General features: G+C 59.5%; 23 protein-coding genes. 6 read left to right on the top strand and 17 right to left on the bottom strand.

Annotation, left to right across the window (positions count from 1 at the left end; translation table 11 throughout):
- Positions 1-28: 28 nt before the first annotated feature.
- Complete coding sequence (locus ABFB52_RS09385) at positions 29-1,087, bottom strand: DUF2066 domain-containing protein (protein WP_129973565.1); 1,059 nt, start codon at positions 1,085-1,087, stop codon at positions 29-31.
- 375 nt (positions 1,088-1,462) lie between these two features.
- Between ABFB52_RS09385 and purM the strand changes: the two genes are divergently transcribed.
- Genes purM through ABFB52_RS09370 form a run of 3 tightly spaced genes read left to right on the top strand, consistent with a single transcriptional unit; the run spans position 1,463 to position 3,893 of the window.
- Positions 1,463-2,521 carry a phosphoribosylformylglycinamidine cyclo-ligase gene (gene purM / locus ABFB52_RS09380; RefSeq protein WP_007950393.1) on the top strand — a complete coding sequence of 353 codons (1,059 nt, stop codon included), beginning with the start codon at positions 1,463-1,465 and terminating at the stop codon, positions 2,519-2,521.
- On the top strand, positions 2,521-3,171 hold the full coding sequence (purN, locus tag ABFB52_RS09375; RefSeq protein ID WP_085608847.1) for a phosphoribosylglycinamide formyltransferase: 651 nt from the start codon (positions 2,521-2,523) through the stop codon (positions 3,169-3,171). The genes purM and purN overlap by 1 nt, the downstream gene beginning before the upstream one ends.
- A gap of 8 nt (positions 3,172-3,179) precedes the next feature.
- Positions 3,180-3,893: a DUF3108 domain-containing protein gene (locus tag ABFB52_RS09370; protein ID WP_085747072.1), complete on the top strand. Its 714-nt coding sequence runs from the start codon at positions 3,180-3,182 to the stop codon at positions 3,891-3,893.
- Positions 3,894-3,946: 53 nt separating this feature from the next.
- Here the strand turns inward: ABFB52_RS09370 and ABFB52_RS09365 are convergent, their stop codons facing one another.
- Positions 3,947-5,572 (bottom strand): methyl-accepting chemotaxis protein, encoded by a 1,626-nt coding sequence (locus ABFB52_RS09365; RefSeq protein ID WP_240871918.1) that lies wholly within the window; start codon positions 5,570-5,572, stop codon positions 3,947-3,949.
- Positions 5,573-5,702: 130 nt separating this feature from the next.
- A complete protein-coding gene (locus tag ABFB52_RS09360; RefSeq protein ID WP_178082627.1) occupies positions 5,703-6,734 on the bottom strand; it encodes an amidohydrolase family protein in 1,032 nt (343 codons plus the stop codon).
- Between the two features lie 153 nt (positions 6,735-6,887).
- Between ABFB52_RS09360 and ABFB52_RS09355 the strand changes: the two genes are divergently transcribed.
- Together ABFB52_RS09355 and ABFB52_RS09350 are read left to right on the top strand one after the other, a co-directional pair.
- Positions 6,888-7,304 carry an OsmC family protein gene (locus ABFB52_RS09355; RefSeq protein WP_039769799.1) on the top strand — a complete coding sequence of 139 codons (417 nt, stop codon included), beginning with the start codon at positions 6,888-6,890 and terminating at the stop codon, positions 7,302-7,304.
- A gap of 60 nt (positions 7,305-7,364) precedes the next feature.
- Entirely contained in the window at positions 7,365-8,231 is an 867-nt protein-coding gene (locus ABFB52_RS09350; protein WP_102718428.1) for a pirin family protein, read from the top strand.
- Between the two features lie 201 nt (positions 8,232-8,432).
- Here ABFB52_RS09350 and ABFB52_RS09345 read toward each other — a convergent pair whose 3' ends face one another.
- From ABFB52_RS09345 to ABFB52_RS09330, 4 genes are all read right to left on the bottom strand, one after another.
- A complete protein-coding gene (locus ABFB52_RS09345) occupies positions 8,433-9,161 on the bottom strand; it encodes a dienelactone hydrolase family protein (RefSeq protein ID WP_129973562.1) in 729 nt (242 codons plus the stop codon).
- Positions 9,162-9,229: 68 nt separating this feature from the next.
- Positions 9,230-11,134 (bottom strand): molecular chaperone HtpG, encoded by a 1,905-nt coding sequence (gene htpG, locus ABFB52_RS09340; RefSeq protein WP_102718433.1) that lies wholly within the window; start codon positions 11,132-11,134, stop codon positions 9,230-9,232.
- An 81-nt stretch (positions 11,135-11,215) separates the two neighbouring features.
- Positions 11,216-11,668, bottom strand: a complete 453-nt coding sequence (locus tag ABFB52_RS09335; RefSeq protein WP_007959014.1) for a PaaI family thioesterase — start codon at positions 11,666-11,668, stop codon at positions 11,216-11,218.
- Complete coding sequence (locus ABFB52_RS09330) at positions 11,665-12,141, bottom strand: PaaI family thioesterase (protein ID WP_102687971.1); 477 nt, start codon at positions 12,139-12,141, stop codon at positions 11,665-11,667. The genes ABFB52_RS09335 and ABFB52_RS09330 overlap by 4 nt, the downstream gene beginning before the upstream one ends.
- A gap of 158 nt (positions 12,142-12,299) precedes the next feature.
- Between ABFB52_RS09330 and ABFB52_RS09325 the strand changes: the two genes are divergently transcribed.
- Positions 12,300-12,536: a hypothetical protein gene (locus ABFB52_RS09325; RefSeq protein ID WP_102687970.1), complete on the top strand. Its 237-nt coding sequence runs from the start codon at positions 12,300-12,302 to the stop codon at positions 12,534-12,536.
- Between the two features lie 77 nt (positions 12,537-12,613).
- Here the strand turns inward: ABFB52_RS09325 and ABFB52_RS09320 are convergent, their stop codons facing one another.
- The 10 genes from ABFB52_RS09320 to sdhA form a co-directional block, all read right to left on the bottom strand.
- The gene (locus ABFB52_RS09320; protein ID WP_064594489.1) at positions 12,614-13,015 is read right to left on the bottom strand and encodes an MAPEG family protein; all 402 of its coding nucleotides are present in this window, start codon (positions 13,013-13,015) and stop codon (positions 12,614-12,616) included.
- Positions 13,015-13,752, bottom strand: coding sequence for a DUF599 family protein (locus tag ABFB52_RS09315; RefSeq protein ID WP_085608854.1), 738 nt, complete (start codon positions 13,750-13,752; stop codon positions 13,015-13,017). The genes ABFB52_RS09320 and ABFB52_RS09315 overlap by 1 nt, the downstream gene beginning before the upstream one ends.
- Positions 13,753-13,903: 151 nt before the next feature.
- Positions 13,904-15,217, bottom strand: a complete 1,314-nt coding sequence (gene brnQ / locus ABFB52_RS09310; RefSeq protein ID WP_085747079.1) for a branched-chain amino acid transport system II carrier protein — start codon at positions 15,215-15,217, stop codon at positions 13,904-13,906.
- Positions 15,218-15,545: 328 nt separating this feature from the next.
- Positions 15,546-16,430 (bottom strand): succinate--CoA ligase subunit alpha, encoded by an 885-nt coding sequence (gene sucD / locus ABFB52_RS09305; protein ID WP_011333119.1) that lies wholly within the window; start codon positions 16,428-16,430, stop codon positions 15,546-15,548.
- The gene (sucC, locus tag ABFB52_RS09300; RefSeq protein WP_007959029.1) at positions 16,430-17,596 is read right to left on the bottom strand and encodes an ADP-forming succinate--CoA ligase subunit beta; all 1,167 of its coding nucleotides are present in this window, start codon (positions 17,594-17,596) and stop codon (positions 16,430-16,432) included. Before sucC ends, sucD begins: the two co-directional genes overlap by 1 nt.
- 199 nt (positions 17,597-17,795) lie before the next feature.
- Positions 17,796-19,232 (bottom strand): dihydrolipoyl dehydrogenase, encoded by a 1,437-nt coding sequence (lpdA, locus tag ABFB52_RS09295; RefSeq protein WP_085682946.1) that lies wholly within the window; start codon positions 19,230-19,232, stop codon positions 17,796-17,798.
- Between the two features lie 97 nt (positions 19,233-19,329).
- Positions 19,330-20,550 carry a 2-oxoglutarate dehydrogenase complex dihydrolipoyllysine-residue succinyltransferase gene (odhB, locus tag ABFB52_RS09290; protein ID WP_007959031.1) on the bottom strand — a complete coding sequence of 407 codons (1,221 nt, stop codon included), beginning with the start codon at positions 20,548-20,550 and terminating at the stop codon, positions 19,330-19,332.
- 42 nt (positions 20,551-20,592) lie between these two features.
- A complete protein-coding gene (locus tag ABFB52_RS09285) occupies positions 20,593-23,424 on the bottom strand; it encodes a 2-oxoglutarate dehydrogenase E1 component (protein ID WP_011333115.1) in 2,832 nt (943 codons plus the stop codon).
- A 253-nt stretch (positions 23,425-23,677) separates the two neighbouring features.
- Positions 23,678-24,382: a succinate dehydrogenase iron-sulfur subunit gene (locus tag ABFB52_RS09280; protein ID WP_007959035.1), complete on the bottom strand. Its 705-nt coding sequence runs from the start codon at positions 24,380-24,382 to the stop codon at positions 23,678-23,680.
- Positions 24,383-24,393: 11 nt separating this feature from the next.
- Complete coding sequence (sdhA, locus tag ABFB52_RS09275; protein WP_085747080.1) at positions 24,394-26,166, bottom strand: succinate dehydrogenase flavoprotein subunit; 1,773 nt, start codon at positions 26,164-26,166, stop codon at positions 24,394-24,396.
- Position 26,167: the final 1 nt, after the last annotated feature.

Below are 26,167 nucleotides of genomic sequence, written 5' to 3'. Positions count from 1 at the left end.
TCCATTGCTTATATATAAGAAAGAAAACCTACCAGCGGAACCGCAAGGACGGCGCCGCCGGTGTCGGCGTCGGCGCAGCAACTGGCGGCGCCCCGGCGACCGCAGGCTGAGGCGCAGCGACCGGAGCCGGCGCCTCGGCCGGAAGTTCCTGCAACTTCGCCAGCGACAATTGCGCTCGCAATTGATCGGCACTGCCGTTGACCCGATAGAGGATGCGATCGGCATCGACACTCTGCAGACGCACGCCGAACGGTTCGAGTAACCGCAGCAGCGCCGCGTAGTGCTCCAGATTCATGCCCTGCACTTCCAGGGTCTGCTGGCCGGACGCGCCGGGCTTGGCTACAAAGCGTGGCGCCAGACGTTCGGTGACCGCCAGCATCACCGCATCGGCCACCGCGGCCTGATCCGCGCCCTGCACGTTGCCCGCCTCTTTTTTGTCGCCCAGCCACAATTGCCATTTGGCCTGCCACTGCCCGCTTTCTTCGCGAGCATGCACGGCGAGCAAGGCGTCAGCGTTGTAGCGCTCGGAAGCGTTGCGCAGCGGCGCCGGGTCGGCTCCCTCGAGCGCTGGCGCCGTGGCGACCAATTGCTCGCTCAAGTCCGCCAGCGGCAGGCGCAACGGCAAACCACGGTGCTGGGCCGCGCGGCGCAACGGTGCGGCACTGGCCTGACCGTCACCCACCAGACTCGAACCCTCGGTCGAATCGTTCAGCCACCAGCTCAGGATCGAGGGCCGGTTGGCACCCCACAGCGCCAGCCCGGCGCGGCGCAACGCCTGCTCGGTGGTTCCCGGATCGAAATCGACTTTCAGCACTTCCGGCGGCCCGGCATCGAAACCGAACTGACTGATGATCTGCTGTGGATCCTTGCGAACCGTCGCCAGCCCCGGGTTCTGCGGGGCTTTCGGGTCGCCGGTCAGCCGCAGCACCAGCGTATCCAGCGCAGCCTGGGTCGCGCGATCACGCTCCTCCGGCGACTGACCCGTGACCGGTTCGCGTACCTGATAAAGACCTTTGAGATTTTCGGCCTGGCTCGCCAGGCTGATCAGAGACAAGCCACCTACTAACAGCCATTTACAAAAACGCATGGAGAATTCCCGTCGACAAGAGCGGCTGGAACAGGCCGCGTGCACCGTTGTGGCAAGCCTGTGACCACAGGCCGTCGCAAAACATTCACACGCGGTCGGTAAGTTTTTGCACAGTCCTAACGATAGACGGTTCCTTATACAGGCACCCGTGATGTCGCCCACAGCGTCAATTGCAAAATTTTTCCACCGATATGCCCCTGCCCGTCGGCGTGAGGATGGCCGCTGCCCCTCAAGCCTGATAAAATCGCGCGCCTTCGCAGACCGGCAACAGCCGGGCACCCCGAACTTCGCGTGAGGCAATCGCCCCTGTCGGATTCGGCGTTCCCGCTGAACTCGGTCGTTACCCCTGAATCCCCTCCCCTAAAGGCCTGGATCATGAGCAAGCAACCCTCCCTGAGCTACAAGGACGCCGGTGTAGACATCGACGCCGGTGAAGCATTGGTCGAACGCATCAAGAGCGTCGCCAAGCGCACTGCGCGCCCGGAAGTCATGGGCGGCCTGGGCGGTTTCGGCGCCCTCTGCGAGATCCCGGCCGGTTACAAACAGCCGGTGCTGGTTTCCGGTACTGACGGCGTGGGCACCAAGCTGCGCCTGGCGCTTAACCTGAACAAGCACGACAGCATCGGCCAGGACCTGGTCGCCATGTGCGTCAACGATCTGGTGGTGTGCGGCGCCGAGCCGCTGTTCTTCCTCGACTACTACGCCACCGGCAAGCTGAACGTCGACGTGGCCGCCACTGTGGTCACCGGTATCGGTGCAGGCTGCGAACTGGCTGGCTGCTCGCTGGTCGGCGGCGAAACCGCTGAAATGCCTGGCATGTACGAAGGCGAAGACTACGACTTGGCCGGTTTCTGCGTCGGTGTCGTGGAAAAAGCCGAAATCATCGACGGCTCGAAAGTCGCCACCGGTGACGCCCTGATCGCCCTGCCATCGTCCGGTCCGCACTCCAACGGCTACTCGCTGATCCGCAAGATCATCGAAGTGTCCGGTGCCGACATCGAAACCGTTCAGCTCGACGGCAAGCCACTGACCGAACTGCTGATGGCCCCGACCCGCATCTACGTGAAGCCGCTGCTCAAGCTGATCAAGGACACCGGCGCCGTCAAGGCCATGGCCCACATCACCGGTGGCGGCCTGCTGGACAACATCCCGCGCGTTCTGCCAAAAGGCGCTCAAGCCGTGGTTGACGTGGCCAGCTGGAACCGCCCGGCCGTCTTCGACTGGCTGCAAGAGAAAGGCAACGTCGACGAAACCGAAATGCACCGCGTGCTGAACTGCGGCGTGGGCATGGTGATCTGCGTGGCTCAGGAACACGTTGAAGTGGCCCTGAACACCCTGCGTGACGCCGGCGAGCAGCCTTGGGTCATCGGTCAGATCGCTGTCGCTGCCGAAGGCGCGGCTCAGGTCGAACTGAAGAACCTCAAGGCTCACTGATGTCCCAGACCTGTGATGTCGTGGTGCTGTTGTCCGGCACCGGCAGTAACTTGCAGGCCCTGATCGACAGCACGCGGACCGGCGACAGCCCGGTCCGCATCGCTGCGGTGATTTCCAACCGCGCCGACGCCTACGGCCTGCAACGCGCCAGTGACGCGGGTATCGCCACCCGCTCGCTGGATCACAAGGGATTCGAGGGCCGCGAGGCCTTCGATACCGCGCTGATCGAACTGATCGACGAATTCAACCCCAAACTCGTGGTATTGGCCGGCTTCATGCGCATTCTCAGCGCTGACTTCGTCCGTCACTACCAGGGTCGCCTGCTCAACATCCACCCGTCGCTGCTACCCAAATACAAAGGGTTACACACGCATCAGCGCGCGCTGGAAGCCGGCGACGCCGAACACGGCTGCTCCGTGCACTTCGTCACCGAGGAACTCGATGGCGGACCACTGGTCGTACAGGCAGTAATACCGGTAGAGTTGCACGATTCGCCGCAAAGTCTGGCGCAACGGGTTCACGTTCAGGAACACCTGATCTACCCGATGGCCGTACGCTGGTTCGCCGAAGGACGGCTGAGCCTCGGCGAACAAGGTGCTTTACTGGATGGCCAGCTACTCGGGGCCAGCGGTCACTTGATTCGAAACTAGGAGATTTTATGCGTCGCGCCCTGCTCTTCGCTTGCGCTCTGCTCGCCCTGCCTTTTGCCCAGGCGGCAGACCTTCAACCGTTCTCCGCCAGCTACACCGCCGACTGGAAGCAGTTGCCCATGAGCGGCACTGCAGAACGCAGTCTGACCAAGGAAGCCAACGGCGTCTGGAAGCTCAGCTTCAAGGCCTCGATGATGATTGCCAGCCTGTCCGAGGAAAGCACCCTGACCCTGGACAAGGACACCCTGCTGCCACAGTCCTACCACTTCGAACGCGGTGGTCTGGGCAAGGCGAAAAAGGCTGACCTGGACTTCGACTGGGCCAACAAGCTGGTGACCGGCACCGACCGCGGCGACGCGGTGAAAATCCCGCTCAACCGCGGCATGGTCGACAAATCCACCTATCAACTGGCGCTGCAGCATGACGTGGCCGCCGGCAAGAAAAGCATGAGCTATCAGGTGGTCGATGATGGTGAAGTCGATACCTACGACTTCCGCGTGCTGGGTTCGGAAAAAGTCGAAACCAAGGCCGGCCAGATCGATGCGATCAAGGTCGAGCGCGTTCGCGACCCGACACAAAGCAAGCGCATCACCGTCCTGTGGTTCGCCAAGGACTGGGATTATCTGCTGGTTCGCCTGCAACAGGTCGAAACCGACGGCAAGGAGTACAACATCATGCTCCTCGACGGCACGGTCAACGGCAAGACGGTCAAAGGCAGCTGATTCAACGAAAAGCCCCGCAAACGCGGGGCTTTTTTTCGCCTGCCGAACGCTGATCAAACCGAGAACTTGGCGACCATGCTATTCAGATCCACCGCCAGCCGCGACAACTCCTGACTCGCAGCGCTGGTCTGATTGGCCCCGGCCGAGGTCTGCATCGCCAGGTCACGAATGTTCATCAGATTGCGATCGACTTCCCGCGCCACGGCCGCCTGCTCTTCCGACGCACTGGCGATCACCAGATTGCGCTCGTTGATCAAGGTGAACGCCGAAGCAATTTCCTCCAGCGCCACGCCAGCCGCCTTCGCCAACTCCAGGGTCGAGCGCGCCCGGACATTGCTCTGTTGCATCGAGCTGACCGCCGAATCGGTGCCCTGCTGGATGCCGCCGATCATCTGTTCGATTTCCTGCGTCGACTGCTGAGTGCGATGGGCCAGCGCCCGCACTTCGTCCGCCACCACCGCAAAACCCCGCCCGGCATCCCCCGCCCGCGCAGCCTCGATCGCCGCGTTCAACGCCAGCAGATTGGTCTGCTCGGCAATCGAGCGAATCACATCCAGTACTTTGCTGATGCTGTAGACCTTCTGCGCCAGATCCTCCACCTGCGCGGCATTGGCGGTGACATCGTCCGCCAGCAACTCGATGGACGATACCGTCTGCTGGACCTGCTCGCGACCATGCTGGGCAATGCGATCAGACTCACGGGAAGCCTCGGAAGTCGCGACGGCATTGCTCGCCACCTCCTCCACCGCGGCGGTCATCTGATTGACCGCCGTGGCCGCCTGTTCAATTTCCAGACTCTGCTGGTGCAGCCCTCGCGTGGCGTCTTCGGTGACGCAGCTCAACTCCTCCGAGGCCGAAGCCAGTTGACTGGAGGACTCCGAGATCCGGCGGATGGTGTCACGCAGGTTGTGCTGCATGCTCTTGAGCGCGTGCAGCAGCCGCGCCGGCTCGTCCTTGCCGGAAATGCTGATATCCCCGGTCAGATCGCCGCCGGCCACCACTTCCGCCACATTGAGCGATTGCGACAGCGGCAGCACGATGCTGCGGGTCAGCAATAACGCCAGCGCGATGGTAATCAGCGCAGTGATGCCGATCATCACCCCGACCCACACCCGCGAGTTGGTGAACACCAGCCGTGCGGCCTCTGTGGCGAGGTTGGCGTTGTGCTTGTTCAGTTCGACCAATTCACGCAGGGTCACTGCAATCTCATCCGCCAACGGGCTCATCTGCCCGTTGAGAATGGCGGCCGCCTCCTCCACTCGTCCCTGAGCAGATAGCGTCATCACCTGCGCCTGAAACTCCAGGTACTTGTGTTCGGCAACCTTGAAGCGGTCGAACAGCGCGCGCTCTTCGGGCAATACGATCAGGATGTCGTAACGTTGTTGGGCTTCGCTCAGCACACCGCGCAGATCATTGAGCTTGGCCACATTCTGATCCAGCGCCTGCGGATCGCGATTAAGCAACAGGCGCATGGTCAGCGCACGCAGGCGCAACATGTCCTGGCTCATCTCGCCCACCGCCATCACGCTGGGCAGCCAGTTATTGTCGACCTCGTCGGATTGCGCGCGCATGTTCGACATCTGCAGCAGGGCAAACGCGCCAAGGGCAAACACCATCAGCGCCAGTACGCCAAAACCCAGCCCGGCTCGGGGCGCAATATTGAGACTACGGATACTCATTGCTCTGGTTCCTTCCAAAAGCGCTGCATCAACCCTGCAGCTGGTTGCTCTAGAAGGTATCGGCCCTTTGGAAAATTGCGTAAGACCAAAACGTGATATCAAAAGGCCTTAATACTTCGAACCTGGAGCATTAACGATTCAGCGCGGTTTTGCCGGACTTGAGCGCTGTTCGCGGCAATATCCCCAGGAAGTTGTCCCGTGCGACTTTTTTCGCGACCGCCTCAGGCAAGGCGTCGAGAAACGGCTTGAAACCATGGATTTCCTTGCCGAGTTTGTTGAATCGCCCGACCACGTCCGAACCGATCATGAAGCGATCCGGATAGCGCTCCACCAATTGCACCCACTCGGCTCGCGGCTGGCTCTTTTCGTCCAGCAGATAAGGCGTCAGCAGGCTCCACGACAGATCGATGAACAGGTTCGGATACGCCTCCAGCATTCGGGTAAGGGTCGGCAGCAGAAAATCCAGCTGCGTCTGATGACGATGGATTTCAGCACTGGTGCCGGCATGCGCCCAGATAAACCGGGTGTGCGGATGATTACGCAGCGGCTCTTCGATTTCCTTCAGGTACAGCGGATTTTTCTCACGCTTGGAGGTGATGTTGGAATGCAGCATCACCGGCAGATCGTGTTCGGCGGCCAGGTGATAGATGCGGGTCATGGCTTCGTTGTTGGCGCGCGGCGTGTCGCCGGAGGTCAGCGCGGTAAGGTCGTCGTGACGGGTGAAGACCTCGCCGATGCCCTGCCACAAGCCGGGATACAGATCGAGCATGCGCTGGATGTGTGCGGCAGAGTTCTTGTCGTTGGGGTTGAAGCCTGAAAGAAACGGGTGAAAGTACTGACGTTGCTCAGGTGTCAGCTTCTGCACCGCGTCGGCGACGATCACGTCAGTCGCGCTGTACCAATAGGCATCGGCATCATCGCCAGCGTAATAACGCGGGCGCTTCGGCTCGTCTTCGTGCCATTTCTTCGCCACGGGAATGCCGGAAATCATCACGTGCTCAATGGAGTCTTCCTTCATGGCCGTGAGCAATTTCGGCATGCCGGCAGTTTCCTGGAAAAAATCCACGTAATGCAGGTGCGCGTCACTGTAGGTGTATTCCCGGGCACTGGCGGCGCCGGTGAAAGCCATCAGGCAGGCAAGGCTCAAACGAAACAAGGACACAAGCATTCTCCGGCAGACAGGCATAGCCTAGACCCTCGCCGGGCAACGAGGGTTCACCCGGCAAGAAAGTGGAACGCGCCTGTGTGGGAAATGCTCTATACCTGCAAGGTCTTTTTTGATCGAATCCCTTTTCCTACAGCTTGCGAGGTTCACATGACCGTTACCGTCAATACCGTGTCCGCCGAAGGTTTTCGCCACACCGTACAGATCGATGAGCATGAGCTGTTTACAGACGTCCCGACGACCGCCGGCGGCGAAGGCTCGGCTCCGGAGCCGCACGATTACTTCGACGCCGCCCTCGGCGCCTGCAAGGCTCTGACCCTGAAGCTGTACGCGAAGAAAAAGGACATCCCGCTGACCGGCGTCGGCGTTGAGGTCAAACGCGACAACAGCCAGGAACAGAAAGGCAAATACGCCCTGCACGTGACCCTCACCCTCAAAGGCGTGCTCACCGATGCCCAGCGCGAAGAACTGCTGCGCGTCGCCGATCGCTGCCCGATCCACAAGCTGATGACCACCAGCGAAGTCACCATCGAAACCCACGCCCCCGTCGGCTTCGACAGCCAGTAATCACCCCGACGATACCGCGGGTTATGCTCCACGCATCACCCGCTCAGCCTGGAATGGACCATGGACACCCAACCCCTGATCATCCGCCCGCGCGCCGAAGACGTCGAAGGCCAGCCGATCCTGCGCCCGCTGCCGTCAGCCAAATGCCGCAGCGTCGGGCCTTTCGTGTTTTTCGACCACATGCTCGAAACGGTTTATCCGGCGGGCAAAGGCATGAACATTCGACAGCATCCGCACATCGGTCTGTCGACCCTCACGTATTTGTTCGACGGGCAGATCCAGCACAAGGACAGCCTGGGCTCGGATCAGGTGGTCAGCGCCGGCGATGTCAGCTGGATGACCGCCGGCACGGCGATCGCTCACGTCGAGCGCACGCCCGACCCGCTATGGGAACAAAGCTTCAAGATGCACGGCCTGCAAATCTGGCTCGCCTCGCCCAAGGATCACGAACAAGGCCCGGGGCATTACAGCCACCACCCGGCTTCCACGTTGCCGGTCAGCGATAACCTCGGCGTGCAGATCCGCATGATCGCCGGGTCAGGCTTTTGCCTGGAATCACCGGTGCCAGTGCTTTCTCCTACGCTGTATGCCGAATTGAAGATGCAAACCGCGACCACACTGCTGATCCCGACCGAGCATGAAGAGCGGGCGCTGTATGTCTTGAGTGGTGATGTGCAATTGAATGGCGAAGCGGTCGAACCCCATGCGCTGGTGGTGTTGCCGGCCGGGGAAGAGATGAGCCTGTTCGCCGAAAGCGACAGCCACGCGGTGCTGTTCGGCGGTGCGCCACTGGACGGGCCACGGCGGATCAACTGGAATTTTGTCGCGAGCGATCCGGCAGCGATCGATGAGGCGCGGCGCAAGTGGGCGGCCGCGGATTGGCCGACGGTGCCGGGGGAAGTCGAGCGGATTGAATTACCGCGTTAAACCGCCTGCCCTCACCCCAGCCCTCTCCCAGGAGGAGAGGGAGCCGACCGAGGTGTCTTATGTCATACATCGACCTGAAACACCGAGTCGATTATGGATTCGGTGATTCACTTTCAGGTCGATGCAACTCTCGAGAAACTTACGGTCAGTCCCCTCTCCCTCTGGGAGAGGGTTAGGGTGAGGGGCTTTTGCTCTTAGGCTTCAGCCCTTGAACACTTCTTTCAGCAAGTCATGCATCGACTTGAACGCACGCGCTGCGGTCTTCGCGTCGTACATCATCTTGCCCGGCACATTGGCGTGCGGATCGGTGAACGAGTGCACCGCGCCGCCGTAGCTCAGCAACTGCCAGTCCACACCAGCAGCGTTCATCTCGTCTTCAAATGCCGGCAACTGCTCTTTCGGCACCAGTGGATCGGAAGCACCGTGCAGCACCAGCACCGAGCCCTTGATGTTCTTCGCGTCCGCCGGGTTCGGCGAATCCAGGGTGCCGTGGAACGACACCGCCGCTTTCACCGAGGCACCGGTGCGAGCCAGATCCAGCGCACAGCAGCCGCCGAAGCAGAAACCGAACACCGCCAGTTTCGAGGTATCGACCGACGCCTCGCCCTGCTTCTGTAATTGCTCGAATGCGGCCTGCATACGCTTGCGCAGCAGCGCACGATCATTCTTCAGCGGCATCATCGCCGCACCGGCCTGATCGGCATTCTGCGGACGCACCGCCTGGCCGTACACGTCAGCGATCAGCACCACATAACCCTTGGCCGCCACCGATTTGGCGATCTCTTCAGCGCCAGCGCTGACACCCATCCAGTTCGGCGCCATCAACAGACCCGGACGCGCGCCTTTATGCTCGGCGTCGAACGCCAGGCGACCTTCATAAGGCTGGCCGTCAATCTGATAGACCACGGAACGTACAGTGACTTGGCTCATTTCTGACTCCTGATTGGTTGAACACCAGAATGAAAAAACCCGCCGAAGCGGGTTTTTCTGCAGCTTGGTTAAACCGACAGTTCAACCAGCAGCTTGTTCAGACGCTTCACGTAAGCGGCCGGGTCTTTCAAGCTGTCGCCAGCCGCCAGCGCGGCCTGGTCGAAGAGGATGTGCGACAGGTCGCTGAAGCGATCTTCGCTGGCCTCGTTGTCGAGCTTCTCGATCAGCGGGTGGCTCGGGTTGAATTCGAAGATCGGCTTCGAATCCGGCACCTTTTGCCCGCTGGCTTCGAGGATCTGACGCATTTGCAGACCCAGGTCCTGCTCGCCAATCGCCAGGATTGCCGGCGAATCGGTCAGGCGATGGGAAACCCGGACTTCGGCAACGGAATCGCCCAGTGCGGTTTTCAGACGCTCGACCAGACCTTCTTTCGACTTGGCGACTTCTTCTGCGGCCTTCTTGTCCTCTTCCGAGTCCAGGTTGCCCAGGTCCAGGTCACCGCGCGCGACGTCGACAAACGTCTTGCCGTCGAATTCGCTGAGGTAGCTCATCAGCCACTCGTCGATACGGTCGGTCAGCAGCAGCACTTCGATGCCTTTCTTGCGGAAGACTTCCAGGTGCGGGCTGTTCTTGACCTGCGCGTAGGTTTCGCCGGTGAGGTAGTAGATCTTGTCCTGACCTTCCTTGGCGCGCGCCAGGTACTCGGCCAGACCGACGATCTGCTCGCCATCGGTGCCGTTGGTCGATGCGAAACGCAGCAGACCGGCAATTTTTTCCTTGTTGGCGAAATCTTCTGCCGGGCCTTCTTTCATGACCTGACCGAAGTTTTTCCAGAAGCCCTTGTATTGCTCAGGCTCGTTCTTCGCCAGTTTTTCCAGCATGTCCAGCACGCGCTTGGTCAGCGCCGATTTCATCGAGTCGATGATCGGGTCTTTCTGCAGGATTTCCCGCGACACGTTCAGCGACAGGTCGTTGGAATCGACCACGCCTTTGATGAAGCGCAGGTACAGCGGCAGGAACGACTCGGCCTGATCCATCACGAACACGCGCTGCACGTACAGCTTCAGGCCTTTTGGCGCTTCACGCTGGTACAGATCGAACGGTGCGCGGGCCGGCACGTACAGCAGCGAGCTGTACTCGAGCTTGCCTTCGACCTTGTTGTGGCTCCACGACAGCGGATTTTCGAAGTCGTGGGCGATGTGTTTGTAGAACTCCTGGTATTCCTCGTCCTTCACTTCGGTGCGAGGACGGGTCCACAGAGCGCTGGCGCGGTTGACGGTTTCCCATTCAACTTCAGGCTTCTCTTCGCCTTCGGCAGCGGCCACTTCTTTCGGCAGCTCGATCGGCAGCGCGATGTGGTCGGAGTACTTCTTGATGATGTTGCGCAGACGCCAGCCATCGGCGAACTCGTCTTCACCGGATTTCAGGTGCAGAACGATGCGGGTGCCGCGCTCCGGCTTGTCGATGGTGGCGACTTCGAATTCGCCCTCGCCTTTCGACGACCAGTGCACGCCTTCGCTGGCGGCGGTGCCGGCGCGACGGCTGTACACGTCAACTTTGTCAGCGACGATGAAGGCCGAGTAGAAGCCCACACCGAACTGACCGATCAGGTGCGAATCCTTCTTCTGATCGCCGGACAGGTTTTTCATGAAATCGGCGGTGCCGGATTTGGCGATGGTACCCAGGTGGGTGATCACATCGTCACGGTTCATGCCGATGCCGTTGTCTTCGAGGGTGACGGTCTTGGCGTCCTTGTCGAAGCTCACACGGATTTTCAGTTCATCGCCACCTTCAAGCAACTCAGGCTTGGCCAGGGCTTCGAAGCGCAATTTGTCGACGGCGTCAGAGGCGTTCGAGATCAATTCGCGAAGGAAGATTTCCTTGTTGGAATACAGCGAATGGATCATGAGGTGCAGCAGTTGCTTCACCTCGGTCTGGAAGCCCAGGGTTTCCTTTTGAGTTTCCACACTCATGGTCATCAAACTCCAATCAGATGGCATTGGCCGCGACCTTGCTGGTCGGCGGCGGGTTGTTCTGTGAGTTGGGGGCGTGCTTCAGGATTTCAAGGGCTCATCGATTTTGAAGTGCGCGCGGGCAGTGGCAATCGGTTCGCTTTCGGTGCTTTGCCACGCCGTGACCGCGACGTTGGCCACCCGCCGGCCCTGACGGCAGACCTGACACCGGGCCCAGGTGTCGCGAAACTGCCCGGCCCGCAGGTAATCGAGGGAGAAATCGATAATCTTCGGCACACCCGGCGCGCCGGTGAAAATCAGCAGGTGCAGGGCCGCAGACAGCTCCATGAACCCGGCAATCACCCCGCCGTGGATCGCCGGCAATAAAGGGTTACCAATGTTGTCCTTGTTGGCCGGCAACTTGAACAGTAAATCATCACCGACTCGCGAGCACTCGACGCCGATGAGTCCGGCGTAGGGGATCAGTTTCAGCAGCGGCGCGTAGTCACCCTTCTCGTGGGCCTCTTGCAGCTGCTGCTTGAAATCATCGCTCATCGTTTTTCTCCCTTGATCGCGCCACCAAAGCCTTTGGTGCCTTTAAGGCCTTTGCCCATGCGCATGAAGGTGCCGACGACGTGGGCAATCGGCTGCTCGGGATCATCCTGATAGGCGAAACCGCGAGCGAAGATCACATCGGTGGTGACTCGATAACATTGGGCGAAGCCATAGACGTCTTTATGCGGCTCGGCGGCGTGCATGTAGTCGATGCGCAGATCGAGGGTCGGGCAGACTTCGAATTCCGGCAGCACGCACAGGGTCGACATACCGCACGCAGTGTCCATCAATGACGTGATCGCTCCGCCGTGGATGACGCCAGTCAGCGGGTTGCCAACGATTTGCTCACTGTACGGCAGCACCACCGTCAGGCCTTCGCTACTTGCGCTGTGCACCTTCAATCCCAGCACCTGACAGTGGCGCAAGGCCGAGAGAAACCGTGTCGCACGCTCAAAAACGGGGTTTTCGGCCATTTGATAATTACTCTTGTTAGTCGTCATTCCCAGTAGTGGAAAGAACAGCAAAAGTTCCACTGCAAAACAAACTTATATATCTGAAAGAAATGAGGAACTTAAGCCTTGGGCCTGAGCTCTTAAGGCCAGTAGTTATTTTCCATAAGGAGAAACACCCCATGCGTAAGACTTTAGCTATTGCCTTGATGTTGACCGCTTCCCTCGGTCTCGCTGCCTGCGATAAAAAATCCGAGGACAAAGCTCAAGATGCCAACCAACATGCTGAACAAGCTCAGCAAGACATGAACAAAGCTCAGGAAAAAGTGAACGACGCAGCGAAAGAAAACGCCGAAGCTGCCAAAGCTCAGGCCGAATCGAACGCTGCAGCGCAAGAAGAAGCTGCCAAGAAGCAATAAGCCGCTTCTCGATGGCAAAAAAGAACACCCGCCAAGTGCGGGTTTTCTTTTGCCGGTCATTTTTTGCCAGTGCCGGCTTAGAGCAAGACTGTTCTAAAAGTCGGACTAATCATCAGCAACAATGAACACACTAAGCCGACCAGCCAGACCAGACTGCGCAATTTTGGAATATCCGCCAGATAAAACCACAAATAGAAAATCCTTGAGATCACGAAGATGATCGCTAATGTATCGATCAGCCATCCCGCCGTCTGCGTGGTATGCGCCATCAGCACACCAACCGCAAACAGGATGAAGGCTTCGATGCTGTTCTGATGTGCCGCCAGCGCCCGGGCCCCGTAACCGGTGAGTTGCGCCTGTTGCTGACGCGGCAGATGGTTGTTGTAACCACCCTGCTCTTTCATGGCCTTGCCGACCGGCATCCGCGCCACGTAGATCAACAATGCACTGATAAACACACACCAGAACGGAATACTCATCAAGCAGCCTCTTTGTTCGCTTCGGGCAATGGCGCCTCTGTAGGGGTATAGACCATTACATCGAGCACGTCGGAATGAAACTCCCGGCGATACAACACCAGCACCACGCCTGCGCTCATCAACATGAACAGCCACGGGCTGACGAACCACGCCAGCATGCTCATCCCGAAGTAGTAGGAACGCAGACCGAAGTTGAACTGGTTGGCCGCCATCGAAATCACTCGAGCCGCCCGCGAGGCGAACGCCTTGCGCTCCTGCTCCGACACCTGCCGCTCACCGATCATCGGGGCCGAGCCGACCAGAATGGCGGCGAAGTTGTACTGGCGCATGCACCAGCTGAAAGTGAAGAAGGCATACACAAACACCAGCGCCAGGCACAGCAACTTGATCTCCGACATGCCCTGAGAGGCCTGTTGCACCATCGGAATGTCCGCTAGCAGCGACACCGCGCGCTCTGAAGCGCCGAGCACGGTCAGGATGCCCGCCAGGATAATCAGCGTGCTGGAGGCGAAGAACGAGGCGTTGCGCTCAAGGTTACCGATCACGCTGGCGTCGGCGATGCGGTTGTCACGCAGCAGCATGCGGCGCATCCAGTCTTCGCGGTACAGGTGCAGCACGCTGGCCAGGCACGCGGTGTCACGGGCCTTCCAGGTGGCATAACGGGTGTAACCGCCCCAACAGATGACAAACCAGAGCGCGGCCAGCAGATGAATCAGGTTGGCTTGGATGAACGACATGCAATTCCCTGTGATGAAGATTTCGGCTCCCCTTCGACGTTAGTCGAGGGAAAAAGACACTGCCTTAAGCCCATAAAAAATGCCCCGTATCGATTGATACGGGGCATTTCTGTTTAATCGCTCGGCAGCCGCTTGTGGCGGCTCGGCAATCTTAGGCGAGTGCTTCGGCGCGCTTGCCCAGCAGGCGGTCGCAAACCACGGCAACCACCAGGGTCATCACGCACGGCACCAGCCACGCCAGACCTTGCTCGCTCAGCGGCAGGTGGGCCAATTGCGATGGCATCCAGTCCGCCAGACCGGCGCCTTTCAACGCATCGATGGTGCCGAACACGAACGACACCAGCATCACCGGGCCCATGATGCGGCTCTGCTCATGCCAGAACCCTGCACAGAAGCTCAGCGCCACCAGCACGATGCACGGCGGGTAGATTGCGGTCAGCACCGGGATCGAGAACGCGATCAGCTTGGTCAGGCCCAGGTTGGACACCAGCAGCGAGAACGCCGCCAGGATGATCACCAGGGTCTTGTACGACAGCGGCAGTACGCGGCTGAAGTATTCGGCACAGGCGCAGGTCAGGCCGACAGCGGTCACCAGGCACGCCAGGGAGATCAGCACGGCAAGGAAGCCACTGCCCAGCGAACCGAAGGTGTGTTGCACGTAAGCGTGCAGCACCGCCGCGCCGTTGGTCGCGCCCGCCGCCACTTCATGGCTGCCGGAACCCAGACGGAACAGGCTGACATACACCAGCGCCAGACCGACACCGGCAATCAGCCCGGCGATGATCGCGTAGCGGGTGATCAGCGCCGGCGACTCGACGCCACGGGAGCGGATCGCGTTGACGATGACGATGCCGAACACCAGCGCGCCCAGGGTATCCATGGTCAGGTAACCATTGATGAACCCTTGGGAGAACGGTGCCGCGACATATTCCGGGGTAGCCACACCGATATCACCGGCCGGCAGTGCGAACGCAGCGATGCCGAGCACAGCCAGGGCGATGATCTTCAGCGGCGCGAGGAAGCGACCGACGGTGTCCAGCAGACGCCCAGGGTAGAGCGAAATGAAGAACACCAGCAGGAAGTACACCGAGCTGTAGAGGAACAGTGCCAGCGGGCTCTCGCCGGTCAACGGCGCCAGCCCCACTTCAAAGGAAACGGTCGCGGTACGCGGGGTGGCGAACAGCGGACCGACCGCGAGATAGCACGCTGCAGCCAGTACACCACCGGCGATCTTGCCGATCGGGCTGCTCAGGGCGTCCATTGCGCCACCAACCTTGGCCAGTGCGACCACAGTGACCACCGGCAGACCGACCGCCGTGATCAGGAAGCCCAGCGCCGCCATCCAGACGTTTGGCCCGGACTGCAAACCGACGATAGGCGGGAAGATGATGTTGCCGGCCCCGACGAACAGGGCGAATGTCATAAAGCCAAGTGCCAGGATGTCCTGACCTTTCAAAACTTTCATTAAGGAAATACCACACTACTGAATCGGAATTTAGAGGGGGATTTCCCTGTGGGGTTAGGGAAATGCTGTCAATCCGTATAAGACTGACCCGTTTAGCGCGTTGCATGCCTTGTGGGCGGCAGACGCAAAATGGCGGCTAGCCTAACGAATTTGCCCGACAAACGCACTGTTAGAGGGCGAACTATCCGATACGCGACGTTTCTGTGTCGCGTTTTTGCATGTTATTGGGTGAGTGCTTATAAATCGCCATCGTCCACCCCAACGCCAGAAACGACAAAGGCCACCCGAAGGTGGCCTTTGTTGCTGGAGCAGAGAAGTCAGCCGAAGCTTACTTCTTCACTTCCCAGCCAGTCAGCTCGGCCAGGGCCTTGCCGATGTCTGCCAGCGAACGCACGGTTTTCACGCCTGCGTCTTGCAGAGCAGCGAATTTCTCGTCTGCAGTGCCTTTGCCGCCGGAGATGATTGCGCCAGCATGGCCCATGCGCTTGCCCGGAGGAGCAGTCACACCAGCGATGTAGGAAACAACCGGCTTGGTCACGTTGGCCTTGATGTAGGCAGCCGCTTCTTCTTCAGCCGAACCGCCGATCTCGCCGATCATGACGATCGCTTCGGTCTTCGGGTCTTCCTGGAACAGCTTCAGGATGTCGATGAAGTTCGAACCCGGGATCGGGTCACCACCGATGCCGACGCAAGTCGACTGACCGAAACCGGCGTCAGTAGTCTGCTTCACAGCTTCGTAGGTCAGGGTGCCGGAACGGGAAACGATACCGACCTTGCCTGGCAAGTGAATGTGACCTGGCATGATGCCGATCTTGCATTCGCCTGGGGTGATCACGCCTGGGCAGTTAGGGCCGATCAGGGTAACACCCAGCTCGTCGCACTTAACTTTGGCGTCCAGCATGTCCAGGGTAGGAATGCCTTCGGTGATGCAGACGATCAGCTTGATGCCGCCGAAAGCTGCTTCCAGGATCGAGTCCTTGCAGAAAGGAGCCGGAACGTAGATGACGCTGGCGGTGGCGCCAGTGGCTTCTACAGCTTCTTTCACGGTGTTGAACACAGGCAGGTTCAGGTGAGTGGTGCCACCTTTGCCTGGAGTCACGCCGCCAACCATTTTGGTGCCGTAGGCAATGGCTTGTTCGGAGTGGAAAGTACCCTGCGCACCGGTGAAGCCCTGGCAGATTACTTTGGTGTCTTTATTGATCAGGACGCTCATTACTTGCCCTCCGCAGCTTTAACGACTTGTTGAGCAGCGTCGGTCAGGCTGGTAGCAGCGATGATGTTCAAACCGCTTTCTGCCAGTACTTTAGCGCCCAGTTCAGCGTTGTTGCCTTCAAGACGAACAACAACCGGGATTTTCACGCCGACTTCTTTCACTGCACCGATGATGCCTTCGGCAATCATGTCGCAACGAACGATGCCGCCGAAGATGTTAACCAGTACTGCAGCGACATTGCTGTCGGACAGAATGATTTTGAAAGCTTCGGTTACGCGTTCTTTGGTAGCACCACCGCCTACGTCGAGGAAGTTGGCTGGCTTGCCGCCGTGCAGGTTGACGATGTCCATGGTACCCATGGCCAGGCCGGCACCGTTCACCATGCAGCCGATGTTGCCTTCCAGCGCTACGTAGTTCAGTTCGAACTTGGCAGCGTGCGCTTCGCGCGGATCGTCCTGCGACGGATCGTGGAAAGTCTTCAGCTTGGGCTGACGGTACATTGCGTTGGCGTCGATATTGATCTTGGCATCCAGGCAGTGCAGATCGCCATCAGCCTTGATCACCAGCGGGTTCACTTCCAGCAGAGCCAGGTCGTGATCCTTGAACAGCTTGGCCAGACCTACGAAGATCTTGGCGAACTGAGCAACCTGCTTGCCTTCCAGACCCAGCTGGAATGCCAGCTCGCGACCCTGGAATGGCTGAGCGCCAACCAGTGGATCGATAGTGGCTTTCAGAATTTTTTCTGGAGTGTCGTGAGCGATTTTCTCGATGTCCACGCCACCTTCGGTGGAGGCCATGAACACGATGCGACGGCTCGAACGGTCAACGACAGCGCCCAGGTACAGCTCTTTAGCGATATCAGTGCACGATTCAACCAGGATCTTGGTGACTGGCTGGCCGTTGGCGTCAGTCTGGTAAGTCACCAGACGCTTGCCCAGCCACTGCTGTGCGAAGGCTTTGGCGTCTTCTTTGCTGCGAACCAGCTTGACGCCGCCCGCTTTACCGCGACCACCGGCGTGAACCTGGGCTTTGACAACCCACTCGTTGCCGCCGATTTTGTCGCAAGCTTCTGCTGCTGCTTCCGGGGTGTCTACTGCGAAACCAGTGGAAACTGGCAGGCCGTATTCAGCGAACAGCTGCTTACCCTGATACTCGTGAAGATTCATGCTTTTTACCGTCTTCGTTAGGTACTGCGCATTCGGCGCTGCGCTCTTTATGAGTGCCGCGCCACCTGTGACTGCTGCTTGCGTAGCCTTTCCGGATACCCGGTGCAGCTACGCAAGGCTGCGTCCAGCGGACATTCCGCGGTGAGTCTTGCACGCAAGGCTCACGACGGGCCGTACCGCCGTGGTTTCTTATTGTGTCTTAACGCTTCTTGCGGTTGGCAATGTGGATGGCGCCGCCATTCACTGCCAAAGCTGCTTCGTGCAAGGCTTCAGACAGGGTCGGATGGGAGAAAACCATCATGCCCAGGTCTTCAGCGCTGGTGCCGAATTCCATACCGATCGCGCCCTGCTGAACCAGTTCTGCGGCGCTCGGGCCAATCACGTGCACGCCCAATACGCGGTCAGTCTTGGCATCGGCGATGACCTTGACGAAACCACCGGTATCGTTGGCGGCCATGGCACGGCCGGATGCTGCGAACGGGAAGGTGCCGACGTTAACTTCAACGCCTTCAGCTTTCAAGGCCTGCTCGGTTTTACCGACCCATGCGATTTCCGGGTGAGTATAAATAACCGAAGGGATCAGGTCATAGTTCATCTGGGCCTTGTGGCCTTTGATGCGCTCTACAACCATGATGCCCTCTTCCGACGCCTTGTGAGCCAGCATCATGCCGCGAACCACGTCACCGATAGCGTAAACGCCCGGTACGGTGGTGGCGCAGTGATCGTCAACGTGCACGAAACCGCGCTCGTCCAGGGTCACGCCGCTGTCGGCAGCCAGCAGATCAGTGGTCACCGGACGGCGACCAACGGCTACGATCAGCTTGTCGAAAGTGATGGTCTGTTCGCCGTTGGCGTCGGTGTAGTTCACAACGACTTCGTCGCCGTTCACTTTCGAGCCGGTTACGCGAGCGCCCAGTTTGATGTCCAGACCCTGTTTGGTCAGGGTTTTCAGCGCTTCCTTGGAAACAGCGGTGTCCGCTGCCATCAGGAAGGTGTCCAGTGCTTCCAGGACAGTTACTTCTGCACCCAGACGCGACCAGACCGAACCCAGTTCCAGACCGATCACGCCAGCACCGATCACGCCCAGACGCTTGGGTACGGTCTGGAATTCCAGTGCGCCAGTCGAATCGACGATGACTTTCTGATCGACCGGAGCCGGTGGAATGTCGATCGGACGCGAGCCTGGAGCCAGGATGACGTTTTCGGCTTCGATGACTTCAACCGAGCCGTCCGGCTTGGTGACTTCGACTTTCTTGCCAGCCAGCAGTTTGCCGTGGCCCTGGATCGAAGTTACGCCGTTGGCCTTGAACAGGGTGGCAACACCGCCGGTCAGGTTCTTGACGATGCCAGCCTTGCGGCCAACCATCGCAGCGACGTCCATTTTGACTTCGCCGGTCGAGATACCGTGGACATTGAAGCTTTCTTTCGCTTCCTTGTATTTCCAGGAGCTGTCCAGCAGCGCCTTGGAAGGAATGCAGCCTACGTTCAGGCAGGTGCCGCCCAGGGCTTGCTTGCCTTCAGCATCGGTGTACTTCTCGATGCAGGCAGTGCTCAGGCCGAGTTGCGCGGCCTTGATGGCAGCCACGTAGCCGCCAGGGCCCGCACCGATCACTACTACGTCAAATTTCTGCGACATTCAAAAAATCCTCTTTAGCGAAAAGCTTCAAGCCGCGCGCTGCAAGCCAGGCTGCGTTTTCCCGCAGCTTGAAGCTTGCAGCGCGTGACTGCTTCTATCAGATATCCAGCAACAGACGAGCCGGATCTTCCAGCAGGTTCTTGATGGTCACCAGGAAGGTTACAGCTTCTTTGCCATCGATCAGACGGTGATCGTAGGACAGTGCCAGGTACATCATCGGACGGATCACGACCTGACCGTTGATGGCCATCGGACGCTGGATGATGTTGTGCATGCCCAGAATCGCTGCCTGCGGCGGGTTGACGATCGGGGTCGACATCATCGAACCGAAGGTACCACCGTTGGTGATGGTGAAGGTGCCGCCGGTCATTTCGTCCATCGACAGTTTGCCGTCACGGGCTTTCTTGCCGAAGGTGGCGATGCCGCCTTCGATTTCAGCCAGGCTCATGTGTTCGGCGTTACGCAGAACCGGAACCACCAGGCCACGGTCGCTGGAAACAGCGACGCCGATGTCGGCATAACCGTGGTAAACGATGTCGTTGCCGTCGATCGAAGCGTTGACCGCCGGGAAGCGTTTCAGCGCTTCGGTGGCAGCCTTCACGAAGAACGACATGAAGCCCAGGCGTACGCCGTTGTGGGACTTCTCGAACAGGTCCTTGTACTTCGAACGCAGGGCCATGACTTCGGTCATGTCGACTTCGTTGAAAGTGGTCAGCATCGCCATGTTCGATTGAGCTTCAACCAGACGCTTGGCAACGGTGGCACGAACGCGGGTCATCGGAACGCGCTTCTCGATGCGGTCGCCAGCGGCGAACACAGGAGCGGCGGCGGCCGGAGCAGCAGCCTTGGCAGGCGCGGCAGCCGGAGCGGCTTTCTTGGCAGCAACGGCTGCAACCACGTCTTCCTTGGTCACGCGACCGCCTTTGCCGGTGCCGGCAACGGAAGCGATGTTGATGCCGTTCTCTTCAGCCAGCTTGCGCGCGGCAGGAGCGGCGATCGGGTCGTCTTCGCCATCGGCGGCTGGAGCAGCGGCAGCAGCGGCCGGAGCAGCAGCGGCAGCCGGGGCGGCAGCAGCAGCGCCGCCTTCAACGATGGAGCCCAGCACTTCGTCGGACAGGACGGTTTCGCCCTCGCCCTTGACGATTGCGCCCAGCACGCCGTCGGCGGTAGCCAGCACTTCCAGTACGACTTTGTCGGTTTCGATGTCGACGATCAGTTCGTCACGCTTGACGGCGTCGCCCGGTTGTTTGTGCCAGGTGGCAACGGTGCCATCGGCAACCGATTCCGGGAAAGTGGGGGCTTTGATCTCGATAGCCATTATCTGTGGTTCCTTAAATTCGGTTTCAGGTGCGCGAAGGCGTTAAACGGTAAACGCGTCTTGCAGCAGTTGTTCCTGCTGCTCGGCGTGCATCGATGCGTAACCACATGCTGGGGCAGCAGAAGCCTCACGGCCCGCGTACTCGAGTACGAGAGATTTGTTGAGGTTGCTGATGCTGCGACGCAGGTGGTGCTGGCTGCAGTACCAGGCGCCCTGGTTCATCGGCTCTTCCTGACACCACACGGCCGCTTTGGCGTTGGTGTAAGGAGCCAGGACTTCTTTCAAGTCGTCCTCAGGGAACGGGTACAGCTGCTCGATACGCACGATGGCGATATCTTCGCGGCCTTCGGCACGACGTTTTTCCAGCAGGTCGTAGTAAACCTTGCCACTGCACAGAACAACGCGCTCGACCTTTTTCGGGTCCAGGGCATCGATTTCCGGGATAACGGTCTGGAACGAACCTTCGGCCAGATCTTCCAGGGTCGAGATGGCCAGTTTGTGGCGCAGCAGCGACTTTGGAGTCAGAACGACCAATGGCTTGCGCAGCGGGCGAATCACCTGACGGCGCAGCAAGTGGTAGATCTGGGCCGGAGTGGTCGGCATGCACACCTGAATGTTGTGCTCGGCGCACAGCTGCAGGTAACGCTCAAGACGTGCCGAGCTGTGCTCAGGGCCCTGACCTTCGTAGCCGTGTGGCAGCAGCATGGTCAGACCGCAGAGACGGCCCCACTTGTGCTCGCCGCTGGTGATGAACTGGTCGATAACGACCTGTGCACCGTTGGCGAAGTCGCCGAACTGGGCTTCCCAGATCACCAGCGCGTTCGGCGTGGTGGTCGAGTAACCGTATTCGAACGCCAGTACGGCTTCTTCCGACAGGAACGAGTCGTACAGGTCGAAGCGTGGCTGACCTTCATACAGATGCTTGAGCGGAATGTAGGTACCGGCATCTTTCTGGTTGTGCAGCACAGCGTGACGGTGCGAGAACGTACCGCGGCCGATGTCCTGACCGGTCATGCGGATCGGGTGACCTTCGAACGCCAGGGTCGCGTACGCCATGGTTTCGGCGTAACCCCAGTTGATCGGCAGGCCGCCGGCTTGCATCTTCTGACGGTCTTCGTAGATCTTCGCGACCTGGCGCTGAACCACGAAGCCTTCCGGAATTTCCAGCAGCTTGGCGGACAGTTCCTGCAGGGTCTTGAGGTCGAAACGAGTGTCGTGACGCGCAGTCCAGGCGTGGCCCAGATACGGACGCCAGTCCACGAACAGCTCTTTGTTCGGCTCTTTGACCAGCGATTTCACTACGTGCAGACCGTTGTCCAGCGCGTTGCGGTATTCGTCGACTTTCGCCTGAACACGCTCTGCGTCCAGCACACCGGCCTGGGTCAGACGATCAGCGTACAGCTCACGGGTGGTGCGCTGCTTGGTGATCTGCTGATACATCAGAGGCTGGGTGCCGCTTGGCTCGTCGGCCTCGTTGTGGCCGCGACGGCGGTAGCAGACCAGGTCGATCACCACGTCACGCTTGAACTGCATGCGGTAGTCGATGGCCAGCTGGGTCACGAACAATACGGCTTCCGGATCATCACCATTCACATGGAGGATCGGCGCCTGGATCATTTTCGCAACGTCGGTCGCGTACTCGGTGGAACGCGAGTCCAACGGGTTGCTGATGGTGAAACCAACCTGGTTGTTGATCACGATGTGCACGGTACCGCCGGTCTTGAAACCGCGGGTCTGCGACATCTGGAAGGTTTCCATCACCACGCCTTGACCGGCGAATGCCGCGTCACCGTGGATGGAGATCGGCAGAACCTTCTCACCGGTAGGGTCGTTGCGACGATCCTGACGGGCGCGAACCGAACCCTCGACCACCGGGGAAACGATTTCCAGGTGGGACGGGTTGAACGCCATGGCCAGGTGAACTTCACCGCCGGTGGTCATTACGTTGGACGAGAAGCCCTGGTGGTATTTAACGTCACCGGAACCCAGCTCGACCTTCTTCTTGCCTTCGAACTCGTCGAACAGCTCGCGCGGGTTCTTGCCGAAGGTGTTGACCAGTACGTTCAGACGGCCACGGTGGGCCATGCCGATGACGACTTCCTTGGTGCCGTAGGAACCGGAACGCTGGATCAGTTCGTCGAGCATCGGAATCAGGCTTTCGCCGCCTTCCAGACCGAAACGCTTGGTGCCCGGGTATTTGGTGCCCAGGTATTTTTCCAGGCCTTCACCGGCCGTCACGCGCTCGAGCAGGTGGCTCTTGATGTCCGCGGAATATTCCGGACGGCCACGCACGCTTTCCAGACGCTGCTGGAACCACTGGCGCTGCTCGGAATCGGTGATGTGCGTAAATTCAGCGCCGATGGTGCGGCAATATGTCTGCTGCAACGCTTCGTGAATTTCGCGTAGGCTCGCTTCCTCTTTGCCGATGAACAGGTCGCCGGCACGGAAGGTCGTATCAAGATCGGCATTGGTCAAGCCGTAGTGATTGATCGACAGGTCTGCAGGTGCAGGACGCTGCCACAGCCCCAGCGGGTCAAGCTGGGCTGCCTGGTGGCCACGCATACGGTAGGCCTGGATCAATCGCAGCACTTCAACTTGCTTCTTCTCGTGCTCACTGCTCACGCTGCCGGCGGAAACCGGTTGGGCGCGGCGCTGGTTCTTTGCCAGCAGCACGAAATGATCGCGAATTGTGGAGTGCGAAACATCGGTGGCAGAGCTGCCGTCGGCAGGCAGCTTCTGAAAGTAGGTGCGCCACTCTTCTGGCACAGCGTTAGGGTCGTGCAGGTAGAGCTCGTAGAGCTCTTCCACATAGGCAGCGTTTCCACCTGAAAGGTAGGCGCTGTTCCACATGCGCTGCATCACGCTTTCTTGCATGCTTGGTCACCCTCGGTTAGGGGAACACCATCGGTGCCGACACCGAGCAAGCTTGCAGAAGTCCGAATGCAGCGACCAAAACAAGCCACTTAGGATCACACTGATAGTCCGGGTACCAGCCCGGATGCCCCTGCTTGTCTCATTTCTTCAAAATAAGAGCCGCAGCTTATGGCTGCTGCTCTGGTTATAGCCATGGCGCGGGTTGAAGCCCGCGCCTAAGCCCTCTGCGGGTACAGCGGTTACAGCAGCTGAATCACACGCCGCTCGAAAGCAGCATGTTACGGATGTGACCGATGGCCTTAGTCGGGTTCAGGCCTTTCGGACATACGTTGACGCAGTTCATGATGCCCCGGCAGCGGAAGACGCTGAACGGGTCATCGAGGGACGCCAGACGCTCGGACGTCTTGGTATCACGGCTGTCTGCCAGGAAGCGGTACGCTTGCAGCAGTGCAGCTGGACCCAGGAACTTGTCCGGGTTCCACCAGAAGGACGGGCAAGAGGTCGAGCAGCAGGCGCACAGGATGCACTCGTACAGACCGTCGAGCTTTTCACGCTCTTCAGGGGACTGCAGACGCTCGATGGCCGGAGCCGGCGTGTCGTTCTGCAGGAATGGCTTAACCTTCTCGTATTGCTTGTAGAAGATGCTCATATCGACAACCAGGTCACGGATAACCGGCAAACCTGGCAGCGGACGAACGATCAGCTTGTTACCTTTGACGACAGCGGACAGCGGCGTGATGCACGCCAGGCCGTTCTTGCCGTTGATGTTCATGCCGTCGGAGCCACAGACGCCTTCACGGCAGGAGCGACGATAGGAGAAACCTTCGTCCTGCTCTTTGATCAGGGCGAGCACGTCCAGCACCATCAGGTCTTTACCACCGGTATCGACCTGGAATTCCTGCATGAACGGCGCAGCGTCCTGATCAGGGTTGTAACGATAAACACTGACTTGCAACATGGCGGTCACCCTTAATAAGTCCGGACTTTAGGTTCGAAAGTCGGAACAGTCTTCGGCGAGAAGTTCACGGCACGCTTGGCGACGCGTTTCTCACCCGGGAAGTACAGGGTGTGGCACAGCCAGTTTTCGTCGTCACGGTCTTCGAAGTCTTCACGGGCGTGAGCGCCGCGGGACTCTTTACGTACTTCGGCAGCGATGGCGGTAGCTTCAGCCACTTCCAGCAGGTTTTGCAGTTCCAGCGCTTCGATACGTGCAGTGTTGAACGCCTGCGACTTATCGTTGATCTTCACATTGGCGATGCGCTTGCGCAGATCGGCCAGCTGGGCAATACCCTTCTGCATGTATTCGCCGGTACGGAATACACCGAAGTAGTTCTGCATGCAGCTTTGCAGCTCGCGACGCAGGGTAGCGACATCTTCACCGTCGGTACGGTTGTTCAGTGCGTTCAGACGCGCCAGGGCAGCGTCGATGTCGGCTTCGGTAGCGTCGTCGTATTCGATGCCGTCGGTCAGCGCCTTCTCCAGGTGCAGGCCGGCAGCGCGGCCGAATACCACCAGGTCGAGCAGCGAGTTGCCGCCCAGACGGTTGGCACCGTGAACCGATACGCAAGCCACTTCACCTACCGCGAACAGACCAGGAATGATCTGATCCACGCCTTCGGCGTCCTGGGTGATCGCCTGGCCGTGAATGTTGGTGGCAACGCCGCCCATCATGTAGTGGCAAGTCGGAACAACCGGAACCGGCGCAACAACCGGGTCAACGTGGGCGAAAGTCTTCGACAGTTCGCAGATGCCTGGCAGACGGCTGTGCAGCACTTCCTCGCCCAGGTGGTCGAGTTTGAGCATCACGTGGTCGCCATTCGGACCGCAACCGTTGCCGGCGATGATTTCCTTAACCATCGAACGGGCAACAACGTCACGACCGGCAAGGTCTTTGGCGTTCGGAGCATAACGCTCCATGAAACGCTCACCGTGCTTGTTGATCAGGTAACCACCTTCACCACGGCAACCTTCGGTAACCAGCACACCGGCGCCGGCGATGCCGGTCGGGTGGAACTGCCACATTTCGATGTCTTGTACCGGCACGCCAGCACGCAGAGCCATGCCGACGCCGTCACCGGTGTTGATCAGGGCGTTGGTGGTGGATGCATAGATACGACCTGCACCGCCGGTAGCCAGTACGGTGGCTTTGGCGCGGATGTAGGTGGTTTCACCGGTTTCGATGCAGATCGCGATCACACCGACGAATTCGCCTTCCTGGTTTTTCACCAGGTCGACAGCGTAGTACTCGTTCAGGAACGTGGTACCGGCTTTCAGGTTGCCCTGATAAAGGGTGTGCAGCAGCGCGTGACCGGTACGGTCGGAAGCGGCGCAGGTACGGGCAGCCTGCCCGCCTTTACCGTAATCCTTCGACTGACCGCCGAACGGACGCTGGTAGATACGGCCTTGCTCGGTACGCGAGAACGGCAGACCCATGTGGTCCAGCTCGAAAACGGCAGCCGGGCCTTCCTGACACATGTATTCGATAGCGTCCTGGTCACCGATGTAGTCGGAACCCTTGACGGTATCGTACATGTGCCAGCGCCAGTCATCGTTCGGGTCGGCCGACGCGATGGCGCATGTGATGCCGCCCTGCGCGGACACAGTGTGCGAACGGGTCGGGAAAACCTTGGTGATCACCGCAGTCTTGTGACCGCCCTGTGCCAGTTGCAGCGCTGCGCGCATGCCGGCACCGCCGCCACCAATAATGATGGCGTCGAAAGAAATCGTTGGAATGTTAGCCATG

Origin of the sequence: Pseudomonas sp. 9.2(2024) (genome assembly GCF_039695385.1) — a bacterium.
GTDB lineage: Bacteria > Pseudomonadota > Gammaproteobacteria > Pseudomonadales > Pseudomonadaceae > Aquipseudomonas > Aquipseudomonas paraglycinae.
The sequence above is the reverse complement of the archived record's forward strand: the minus strand, read 5'-3'. Positions and strand labels throughout refer to the sequence as shown.